A 9,642-nucleotide genomic window follows, 5' to 3' on the forward strand; every position below is an offset into this window, starting at 1 on the left:
GCGTCCAATTATGCGATCAAGTTCGCGAAGGCTGCGTGCCTTGCGGCGCGGCAGACGGCGCCGCCGGCGCCAGCAGGCGGCGCATGCCCCGCCACAGCAGGCGCCACGTCCACCACACCAGCAGCGCGCCGAGCACGCTTGCCGCCAGCACCACGGCCAACGCCAGCCACGGGTGCGCCAGAGCCAGGGCCAGGGCGGCGATCACCACCGAATCCTCGGCCAGCGAGGCGATCCAGTTGCTGGCCGGCTCCGGCGAGGTGTTGAGCAGGGCACGGGTGCCGGCCTTGAGCGCGTGGCTGGTCAGGGCCACGCCGGCGCCGGTGGCCAGCGCGCCGGCGCCGAGCTGGCCGTCGGGCGAGAGCGTGGCCGCGGCGAGGAAGGCGCCGGCCGGAATCCGGGTCAGGGTCTGCAGCAGGTCCCACACCGAATCCACGCCGGGGATCTTGTCGGCGAAGAACTCGGCCAGCGCCAGCGCGCCGGAGGTACCCAGCACCCACCACGACTGGGTCGCCTGCAGCGCCGGCGGCAGGTCCAGCCAGCCGAGCAGGCCGGCCAGGCCGACACCGAACACGGTCAGGTAGACGCGGATCCCCGCCAGCCAGGCCAGCAGGATGCCGATTACGAAAAGATGGGCGTCGGTCATGGCAGGCGCTCCTGCAACTGCACGGATGCCGGCCACTATCGGCCAAGCCCGCCACGAAGGCCAGCCCGCGGCGCCGGCCGGCCGCGCAGTCCGGCGCCGCTCAGGAGGGTGGCTTACACTAGGTGGCCCAGCAGGCCGACCCGCGAGGATCGACGCCGGCGCCGCCTCGGTGGCGCGGCAGCGCGCATGAACCGACCCGTTCCCCGTTTCCAGATCGTGCCCAACGGCGCCGCGCCCCGCCGCGGCCGCGGGCTGTGGCTGCTGCTGGCCGGACTGTGGCTGCTGTCGCTGGCGCTGACCTGGTGGCTGGCGAGCCGCCAGGCCGCACCGCGGCTGAGTGCGGTCAGCGCGCAGTTGCGCGAGGCCGAGCGCAACCTGCAGGCGCAGCAGCGGCAGATCGAGACGCTCAACCAGCGCCAGGCCACCCTGGCCCGCTCCGACCAGATCAGCCGCGCCGCCAACAACGAGGTGCAGAGTTCGCTGGCCGAGCGCGACGAGGAGATCGCCGGGCTGCGTGCCGACGTGGCCTTCTACGAGCGCCTGGTCGGCGCTACCAGCCAGCGCAAGGGCCTGAGCGTGCATTCGGTGGAATTTTCCGCCGAGGCCGGCGGCACCTGGCGCTACAACGTGGTGCTGACCCAGAACCTCAACCGCGGCGCGATCAGCCAGGGCCAGCTGCGCCTGACTGTGGAAGGCGTGCGCGGCGGCAAGCTGACCAGCGTGGGCTGGGACGAATTGCACCAGAAGACCGGTGTGCCCGGGCAGGACTACTCGTTCCGCTACTTCCAGCAACTGGATGGCAGCGTGATCCTGCCCAAGGGCTTCACTCCGCAACGGGTGCGGGTGGTATTGAGCGGCGGCGGGGCGCCGGTCAGCCAGACCTTCGATTGGACATTGGCCGGTAACGGCAAAGGGGAATAATCAGCCTATGTTTGGGAACAAGAACAGCCGCAGCAGCGGCCAGACCGTGGTCGATACGCTGATCGGGGCGCAGGTGGTGATCCGCGGCGACCTGGTGTTCAGCGGCGGGCTTTATGTGGAAGGGCGCATCCTCGGCAAGGTCGTGGCCGAGGACGGCGCACCGGCCACGCTGACCCTGTCCGAGCACGGCAGCATCGAGGGCGAGGTGCGCGCGCCGGTGGTGATCATCAACGGCCAGCTGATCGGCGACGTGCACGCTGCCGAGCGCGTGGAACTGGCGTCGAAGGCGCGCGTACAGGGCAACGTGCACTACCAGGTGGTGGAGATGAACGCCGGCGCGCAGCTGACCGGGCGCCTGATCCACGCTGGCAGCCTCGCCGCGCTGGCGCCGCCGGAAGCGCATCGCGAGGCCGCCGGCGACGCCGAGCCGCCGCGCGCGCTGACCGCCGAGGCTTGATTCGGGCGGCGGCCGTCCCCATCCTGGCGCCATGAGCACTCTCGTTTCCCTGCCGGGCGCCGCGCCCACGCCCGACTACCAGTCGCTGGATCGGCCGTTGAACTTCACCGCGGCCGCCGCGGCCAAGGTGCGCGAGCTGATCCGCGAGGAAGGCAACGACGCGCTGGCGCTGCGTGTGTACATCCAGGGCGGTGGCTGTTCCGGCTTCCAGTACGGCTTCGAGTTCGACGAGAACCGCGCCGAGGACGACCTGGCGGTGCAGACCGACCAGGTCACCCTGCTGGTCGACCCGCTCAGCCTGCAGTACCTGATGGGCGCGGAAGTGGACTACAGCGAGGGCCTGCACGGGGCGCAGTTCGTGATCCGCAATCCCAACGCCAAGACCACCTGCGGGTGCGGCAGCAGCTTCAGCGTGTAGACACGCTGCGGCTTGCGGGACGCGCGGTTTGCCTGCACCCTGCGGCGCATGTCCGATCCGACTGACTCCTTCGCCTTCGCCGGTCCCGCGATCGACCGTGCCGATACCGTGCGCAACGATCCGGCCGCGCTGCGCCAGGCCTGGGAGCAGGCACGGGTGCTGCTGCTGGACGCCGATGGCCATGCGCATGCCGAGACCGACGGACGCCCGCTGATCGCCAGCGCCGCTGCGCTGGGCGCGCCGGCGGAGCAGGCGCTCTTCCTCGGCCTGGACCACGGCCAGGCCTGGTTCGCGCTGGCCGCCGAGGCGGTGCCGCAGCGGGCGCCGCCGCCGCAGCGCATCGACCTGCGTCGCGCCGCCGCCGAGTGGCCGGCGCTGGAGGCTGGCCTGTTCGCCTACGCCCGCGCGATGCTGCACTGGCAGGCGCGCACCCGCTTCTGCGGCGTGTGCGGCGGTGCCATCGCGCTGCAGCGCGGCGGCTTCCTCGGCGTCTGCACGCAGTGCGCCAGCGAACACTACCCCCGGGTGGATCCGGCGGTGATCGTGGCGGTCAGCGATGGCCGGCGCCTGCTGCTGGGGCGCCAGGCGAGCTGGCCGGCGCGGCGCTACTCGGTGATCGCCGGCTTCGTCGAGCCGGGCGAATCGCTGGAGCAGACGGTGGTGCGCGAGGTGGCCGAGGAGACCCAGGTGCGGGTGCGGCCCGGCAGTTGCCGCTACTACGGTGCGCAGCCGTGGCCGTTTCCGGGCGCGCTGATGCTCGGCTTCACCGCGCAGGCGGAGGCGGACACGCCGCAGGTGGACGGCGAGCTGGAAGACGCGCGCTGGTTCGAGCGCGAAGAGGTCGGCGCCGCGCTGGCGCGCCTGGCGGCGCAAGGCGACAGCGCCGACGACGGCCACGGCCTGCGCCTGCCGCCGCGCATTTCCATCGCCCGTGCGCTGATCGAGGACTGGTACCGGCACGGCGCGCCGGCCTGACCACGCCGGCGCGCTGCGCGCATCCGTTTCAGAACGGTCCCGGAGGACCTGCATGTTCACGACCCTCGTCGCTGTGATCGTCGCCCTGGTGCTGGGCCATGTCGCGCCCGGCATGGTGGCCTCGTTGCGCCGCTTCGACGCCTTCGGCGACTGGCTGAGCTGGCTGGACACGCATGCCGGCGAGGGCAGCACCTGGCGCGGCCGCTATGGCATCGCGCTGGCATTGCTGCCGCCGCTGCTGCTGGTCGGCCTGCTGCAGTGGCTGCTGGCGGCGCCGCATCTGGGCCTGCTGACGCTGTTGTTCGGGATCGCGGTCCTGGCCTTCAGTTGGGGGCCGCGCGACCTGGATACCGACGTGGAAGCGATCATCGACGCCGACGATGCCGCGGCGCGGCAGCTGGCGGTGGCGCAGTTGCAGGTCGATGGCGGGCCGCTGCGCGCCGATCCGGCCGGGCTGGTCGAGGCGGTGGCGGTCAGCGCGCTGCGGCGCTGGTTCGCGGTGTTGTTCTGGTTCCTGCTGCTGGGGCCGTTCGGCGCGCTGGGCTACCGGTTGTTGGCGCTGGCCGCGGTCGGCCCGTATGCGTCACGGCTGCCGCCGGCCACCGCCGCCGGCGCGCGGGCGCTGCTGACGGCGCTGGAATGGCCGGTGGCGCACCTGATGACGTTTTCGCTGGCCCTGGTCGGCAATTTCGAGGCGGTGTTCGGTGCCTGGCGCGCCGCCGGCAGCAAGCGCTGGCAGCTGGACACCGGCTTTCTCGGGCCGGTGGCCTGCGCCAGCGTGCGCGGCGAACTCGATGCCGAGGCGCACGACTACAGCGACGCGGGCATGGTGGTGCCGGCGCTGCGGCGCCTGCCCGAACTGCGCGATGCGATGAGCCAGGTCTGGCGGGTGCTGCTGCTGTGGCTGGTGCTGCTGGCGCTGCTGGTGATCGCCGGCTGGGTCAGCTGAGGCCGCTCCCGACATCAGGGCACCTCCAACAACCGGCTTCTGCCACGCATGACGGTGTCGCGTAGGAGCGGCTTCAGCCACGACGGAGTTGTCGGGAATGCCCGTCGCGGTACGGGACGCGTGCCGAGGTGATGAGGGGTGCCCATCAACCGGGCTGGCAGGTGCGAGTCTGTTACCCGAGCCGAGCCGACCCGACTCGACCCGAGCCGACCCGAGCCGACCCGACCCGACCCGAGCCGACCCGACCCGACCCGACGAGGCGGATACGGCAGGCCGGCTAGTGCGGCGCCAGCAGGGTGAAGGGGAACCACGGCAGGTTGCGTGCGATCCAGTAGCCGGGCAGCGCGACCAGCCAGAAGTTCGGGCGCGAGACCACGTTGATCACTGGCGCGAACCAGGCCGCACGCCAGCCGGCCTTCCAGGCGATCAGGCCGGGCAGCAGCGCCAGGCCGAGCATCGCGCCGGGATTCATCGCAAACGCCCCGACCGGGTCCAGGTGCACCAGCGCATGCAGGGCGCGGGTCATGCCGCAGCCCGGGCAGTAGTAGCCGGTGAGCGCATGGAACATGCACGGCGCGAACGGGTTGTTCGCGGCATTGGGGTCGAAGCGGTACAACAACGTGGCGCCGCCGGCCGCGAGTGCGGCGGCGGCGCCCAGGCACGCCCGTTGTTGCCAGGCGCGCATGCCGATCAGCTCGCGTGCTGGATCTGCTGCATGTAGTCCATGTAGCTCTGCATGCCGCCGGTGGCGAGCATGACCACGTTGATCAGCAGGCCGATGATGGCCAGCGCGGTGGTCACCCAGCACCAGGTCTTGGCAGTGTTGGAGGCGCGGCGCGCGCCCTCCAGGTCGCCCTGGTTGAGCAGGCCGTTGACCTTGCTGGAGAACACGATGGCGACGATGCCGGTGATCAGCGCCGGGCAGCACAGGCAGAAACCGAGCACCGTCGAGATGATCGCCCAGGCCAGGTGATTGGGGACCGGACCGGGGACGCCGGAGGCGGGAGGCGGCGGGGGCGCGACGGGGCTGACGGTACTCATGTGGATCTCCTTGATGGGTGGTGCACGGCAGTTGCTGAGTCTAGACGAGTCGCTGCGGTGTGCGGGTGTGGCAGGCCGTCAGTGCGGCGCGAGCAGGGTGAAGGGAGACCAGGGCAGGTTGCGCAGCAGCGCGTAGCCGAGCAGCACCCACAGCCACAGCCGCGGGTCGGCGAGGATCTTCAGCAGCGGCGCCAGCGGGCGCAGGCGCAGGCCGGCGGCGTTGAGCGCCATGATCGCCAGCAGCGGCAGTGCCACCACCAGCAGGGGATTGCTGGTCCAGGCGTGAGCCAGGTCCAGATGCACCAGCGCGTGCAGGCAGCGGGTGCTGCCGCAGCCGGGGCAATACAGGCCGGTGAGGGCGCGGAACGGGCAGCCCGGCAGCGGATTGCCGGGGACGTTGGGATCGACCCGACGCAACACCACGGTGGCGACCACCGCGGCGCCGCTCAATGCGGCCAGCGGCAGCCAGCGGGGCAGGGACTGCAGGCGCGGCAGGGACATGGCAGGAAGGCGCTCGCGTGTGGCCGGCCGCCGTCGCAGGCGACGGCGGCCGCGGTGCTCAGGACGCCGAGGCCTGCTGCATCATGCCCAGGCCGCCGAGGGCGAAGATGAAGATCATGTACAGCACGATCAGCACCACCGAGGTGATCGCCGAGTAGATCGCCCACTTCTTGGCCTTGTCCGCCGACTCGCGCGCGCCGGTCACGTCGCCCGCGGCGAGCTTGGTGTTGACCTGCGAGGCGTAGACGATGGACACGATGCCCAGCGGCAGGCAGCAGAACAGCGTGGTCAGGATCGCCCAGACGAGGTTGTTGGACACTTGCGGTGCGGTGGTATTCATCCGTGTTGCTCCGGTGGTTGGGTGGTGAAACGGGAAACGCCCAGGGTCAGTGGCTGGTCAGGCTGCCGAGGAAGGCCAGGCCGCCGAACAGCAGGAACCACAACGCCATCAGGATCGGCAGCGCGAACGCGGACCACATCGCCCACAGGCCGGCCTTGCGCGAGGCCTCGCGTGCGCCGGCGATGTCGCCAGCGGCGCGGCGGCCATCCACCTGCGAGGCGTAGACGATGGAGACGATGCCCAGCGGCAGGCAGCAAAACAGCGTGGAGAGGATGGCCCAGACGAGATTGTTGGGCACATAGACGCCCGTCGCGTTGGGCGCTGGTGGTGGTACGACCTGATTCACTGTCCTCGGTCCTTCGCAATGGACGCCGCTGCTTGTGGCGTCTCCCCTCCGGGTAATTTACCCGAAGCGCGCGCCCGCGGCACCTGCGCCGCGCTCAGGCGGCGTCGCCGCGCAGCCGCCGCACGTGGGCTTCCAGGGTCTCGGCGGTGGCCTGCGCGCCGGCCACCGGCGCATCGGCGATCACCTCGACATGCGCGCGGAAGCGCCGCGGCACGCGCATGCGCCGCAACCGCGAATCGCGCTTGCTCCACATGCTGGTCCACATGTTGCGCAACGCCATCGGCACCACCGGCACCGCGCGGCGCGCCAGGATCTTCTCCACGCCGGACTTGAACGCGGCGATCTCGCCGTCCTTGGTCAGCGCGCCCTCGGGGAAGATGCACACCAGTTCGCCTTCGGCCAGCGCGGCGTCGATGGCGTCGAACGCGCGCTGCATCAGCTCGGGATCTTCGCGCGCGCCGGCGATCGGGATCGCCTTGGCGGTGCGGAAGATCCAGCGCATCACCGGAATGTTGAAGATGCGGTAGTACATGACGAAGCGCACCGGCCGCGGGATCGCCGCCGCCAGCACCAGTGCGTCCATGTAGCTGACGTGGTTGCACACGATCAGCGCGGCCCCTTCCTCGGGCACGTGACGTTCGACACCGTGCAGGCGCAGCCGGTACAGCGTGCGCACCATCACCCAGCTGAGGAAGCGCATCAGGAATTCGGGGACGATGCTGAAGATCCAGATCGCCACCATCGCGTTGGCGATGGCCAGCGCCAGGAACACCTGCGGGATGCTCAGCCCGGGCATCGGGATGCGCGTGCCGAACAGCTGCAGCTGCTGCATCTGCAGGGCGATGCCGATCATCGCCGCCAGCACGATGAACAGCGAGTTCTGGATGTTGAGCCCGCCGATGACGCGCGACAGCTCCGCCTTCGGCGTGCGGCTCTGGATCAGCGCGAACAGCGGCACCACGAACAGGCCGGTGCACAGGCCGATGCCGACCAGGTCGAGCATGATCCGCCAGCTGCCGGCCTGGTGCACGAACTGGCCGATGCCCAGGCCGGTCTGCAGCGCGGCGCCGGGCCGGGCGAAATACAGGTCGAGCATGAAGGCGCTGATGCCGAACGCGCCCAGCGGCACCAGGCCGATTTCCACGGTGCGCCCGGACAGCTTCTCGCACAGCAGCGAGCCGGTGCCGGTGCCGATCGAGAACAGCGCCAGGGCGAAGATGTACAGGTCCTGCGCGCCGCCCAGGTTGAGTTCGGCGTAGGTCGGCAACTGCGCGGTGAGCACGGTGCCGACGAACCAGAACCAGGACACGCCGAGCACGGCGTTGCGCACCGCCAGCTGGCGCCGGGTCAGGCGCATGATCGCCAGCGATTCCGGCAGCGGGTTCCAGTTGATCTTCAGCTCGGGCGCGCCGGCGTCGACCCTGGGGATGCAGCGCGCCACCAGATTGCCGGTGACCGCCAGCGCCACCACCGCGGTGGCCGCGGCCACCGGCCCGTGGTCGCCGGCGATCTGGAAGATCAGCCCGCCCAGGATCATGCCGCACAGGATCGAGATCGAGGTGCCCATCTCGACCAGGCCGTTGCCGCCGGTCAGTTCCTCCGGCTTGAGCACCGACGGCAGGATCGAATACTTCACCGGCCCGAACAGGGTCGATTGCAGGCCGGTGCAGAACAGCGCCACCAGCAGCACCGCCATGTTCTCGGTCAGGAAGCCGACCGCGGCCAGCGACATGATGCCGATCTCCATCGTGGTGGTGATGACCACCAGCCGCGATTTCTCCAGCTTCTCGGCGATCTGCCCGGCCAGCGAGGAGAACAGGAAGTACGGCAGGATGAACAGCGCCGGTGCCAGGTTGGTGTACAGCGTGCGCTGCTCCGGCGTCACGCCCAGATAGAACAGCAGGCCGATGATCGCCTGCCGGTACACGTTGTCGTTGAAGGCGCCCAGCGCCTGGACCACGAAGAACGGCAGAAAGCGGCGTTGCCGCAGCAGGGCGAACTGGCTGTGGGCGGACATGCAGGCTCCTTTGCGAACGCGCGCAGCCTAGCAGGTTCGCCGCGCGCGCAGGCGTGGCGCGCGACGGCCCGCTCCGGGGTTGTCCGGCGCGGCCTGCAGGGCGTCGCGTCGCGCGCGCAGCAGGGCGATGAAGGCGCGCGCGGCCGGGGTCGGGTCCGGCCGCCACACGGCGTAGGTGAGGAAGCGGAAGCGCTCGCGCAGCGCCACCGTGGCCACGCCGTGCATGCCGGTGGCCATGGTCTGCGGCACCACCGCCAGGCCCAGGTCCTCGGCCACCAGTTGCCGCTGCAGGTCGGCGTGGGTGACCTCGTACTGCAGGCGCTGGCGCAGGCCGGCGGCGGCGAAGGCGCGGTCGATGATGCCGCGCACGCCGGCACCGGGGATCAGCCCGGCCATCGGCGCGTCCTCCAGTTCGCGCAGCGAGACCTCGCGCCGCGTGGCGAAGCGGTTGCCCGGCGCGGCGATCAACGCCAGCGGCTCCTCGTGCAGCAGCAGGTGCTGCGGCGGCAGCGCCACGTGCGGGCCGACCCCGACCAGGGCCACGTCGAGCCGGCCTTCGCCCAGGTCCAGCAGCAGCGCATCGCTCATGCCGGTGCGCAGGTGCACGTCCACCGCGCTGTGCGCCTCGCGGAACTGGCGCAGCGCCGCCGGCACCTGCACTGCGTTCAACGAGGAGATCTGGCCGATCTGCAGGCGGCCGCGCACCGTGCCCAGGGTCTGCGCCATTTCCTCGTGCAGGCGCTCGGCCGCGCGCAGGGTGGCGCGCGCGTTGTGCAGGAATACCTCGCCGGCGGCGGTGGCGCGCACCTGCCGCGCGCCGCGCTCGAACAGCCGCGCGCCCAGCGCCTGCTCGATCTTGGCGATCTGGTGACTCAGCGCCGACTGCACGGTGTGGCAGCGGCGCGCGGCGGCGGTGAAGCTGCCTTCTTCGGCGACGGCGACGGCGAATTCGAGCTGGCGCAGGGTCAGCATGGCGTGGCCCGGCGCGCGTCGCGGTGGCGGCGCTGCCGATTCGCGGTGCTGCCGCGTGTGTG

General features: G+C 71.1%; 13 protein-coding genes. 5 read left to right on the plus strand and 8 right to left on the minus strand.

Features of this window, described 5'->3' with window-relative positions; translation table 11 throughout:
- Positions 1-16: 16 nt before the first annotated feature.
- On the minus strand, positions 17-643 hold the full coding sequence (locus tag Q7W82_RS04570; protein WP_242084692.1) for a DUF4126 domain-containing protein: 627 nt from the start codon (positions 641-643) through the stop codon (positions 17-19).
- 186 nt (positions 644-829) lie between these two features.
- Here Q7W82_RS04570 and Q7W82_RS04575 point away from each other — a divergent pair, with 186 nt between their 5' ends.
- From Q7W82_RS04575 to Q7W82_RS04595, 5 genes are read left to right on the plus strand one after another with little or no spacing between them, the layout of a single operon-like run.
- Positions 830-1,564 (plus strand): DUF6776 family protein, encoded by a 735-nt coding sequence (locus tag Q7W82_RS04575; protein ID WP_160946137.1) that lies wholly within the window; start codon positions 830-832, stop codon positions 1,562-1,564.
- Positions 1,565-1,571: 7 nt separating this feature from the next.
- Positions 1,572-2,021 (plus strand): polymer-forming cytoskeletal protein, encoded by a 450-nt coding sequence (locus Q7W82_RS04580; RefSeq protein WP_160946138.1) that lies wholly within the window; start codon positions 1,572-1,574, stop codon positions 2,019-2,021.
- Between the two features lie 31 nt (positions 2,022-2,052).
- Positions 2,053-2,439 (plus strand): iron-sulfur cluster insertion protein ErpA, encoded by a 387-nt coding sequence (gene erpA, locus Q7W82_RS04585; RefSeq protein ID WP_017908990.1) that lies wholly within the window; start codon positions 2,053-2,055, stop codon positions 2,437-2,439.
- A 48-nt stretch (positions 2,440-2,487) separates the two neighbouring features.
- Positions 2,488-3,414: an NAD(+) diphosphatase gene (gene nudC, locus Q7W82_RS04590; protein WP_242160205.1), complete on the plus strand. Its 927-nt coding sequence runs from the start codon at positions 2,488-2,490 to the stop codon at positions 3,412-3,414.
- A gap of 52 nt (positions 3,415-3,466) precedes the next feature.
- Positions 3,467-4,363, plus strand: coding sequence for a hypothetical protein (locus tag Q7W82_RS04595; protein WP_242160206.1), 897 nt, complete (start codon positions 3,467-3,469; stop codon positions 4,361-4,363).
- Between the two features lie 277 nt (positions 4,364-4,640).
- Here Q7W82_RS04595 and Q7W82_RS04600 read toward each other — a convergent pair whose 3' ends face one another.
- From Q7W82_RS04600 to Q7W82_RS04630, 7 genes are all read right to left on the minus strand, one after another.
- Positions 4,641-5,048 (minus strand): DUF2752 domain-containing protein, encoded by a 408-nt coding sequence (locus tag Q7W82_RS04600; protein WP_019797682.1) that lies wholly within the window; start codon positions 5,046-5,048, stop codon positions 4,641-4,643.
- Positions 5,049-5,053: 5 nt separating this feature from the next.
- Positions 5,054-5,404, minus strand: coding sequence for a CD225/dispanin family protein (locus tag Q7W82_RS04605; RefSeq protein ID WP_242160207.1), 351 nt, complete (start codon positions 5,402-5,404; stop codon positions 5,054-5,056).
- A gap of 78 nt (positions 5,405-5,482) precedes the next feature.
- Positions 5,483-5,905, minus strand: a complete 423-nt coding sequence (locus Q7W82_RS04610; RefSeq protein ID WP_242160208.1) for a DUF2752 domain-containing protein — start codon at positions 5,903-5,905, stop codon at positions 5,483-5,485.
- 58 nt (positions 5,906-5,963) lie between these two features.
- Positions 5,964-6,245 carry a CD225/dispanin family protein gene (locus tag Q7W82_RS04615; RefSeq protein ID WP_242160209.1) on the minus strand — a complete coding sequence of 94 codons (282 nt, stop codon included), beginning with the start codon at positions 6,243-6,245 and terminating at the stop codon, positions 5,964-5,966.
- 46 nt (positions 6,246-6,291) lie between these two features.
- Positions 6,292-6,591, minus strand: a complete 300-nt coding sequence (locus tag Q7W82_RS04620; protein WP_048489319.1) for a CD225/dispanin family protein — start codon at positions 6,589-6,591, stop codon at positions 6,292-6,294.
- Between the two features lie 94 nt (positions 6,592-6,685).
- Positions 6,686-8,608 (minus strand): MFS transporter, encoded by a 1,923-nt coding sequence (locus Q7W82_RS04625; RefSeq protein WP_242160210.1) that lies wholly within the window; start codon positions 8,606-8,608, stop codon positions 6,686-6,688.
- Between the two features lie 27 nt (positions 8,609-8,635).
- Positions 8,636-9,580 carry a LysR family transcriptional regulator gene (locus Q7W82_RS04630; RefSeq protein WP_242160211.1) on the minus strand — a complete coding sequence of 315 codons (945 nt, stop codon included), beginning with the start codon at positions 9,578-9,580 and terminating at the stop codon, positions 8,636-8,638.
- Positions 9,581-9,642: the final 62 nt, after the last annotated feature.

Origin of the sequence: Xanthomonas indica (assembly GCF_040529045.1) — a bacterium.
GTDB lineage: Bacteria > Pseudomonadota > Gammaproteobacteria > Xanthomonadales > Xanthomonadaceae > Xanthomonas_A > Xanthomonas_A indica.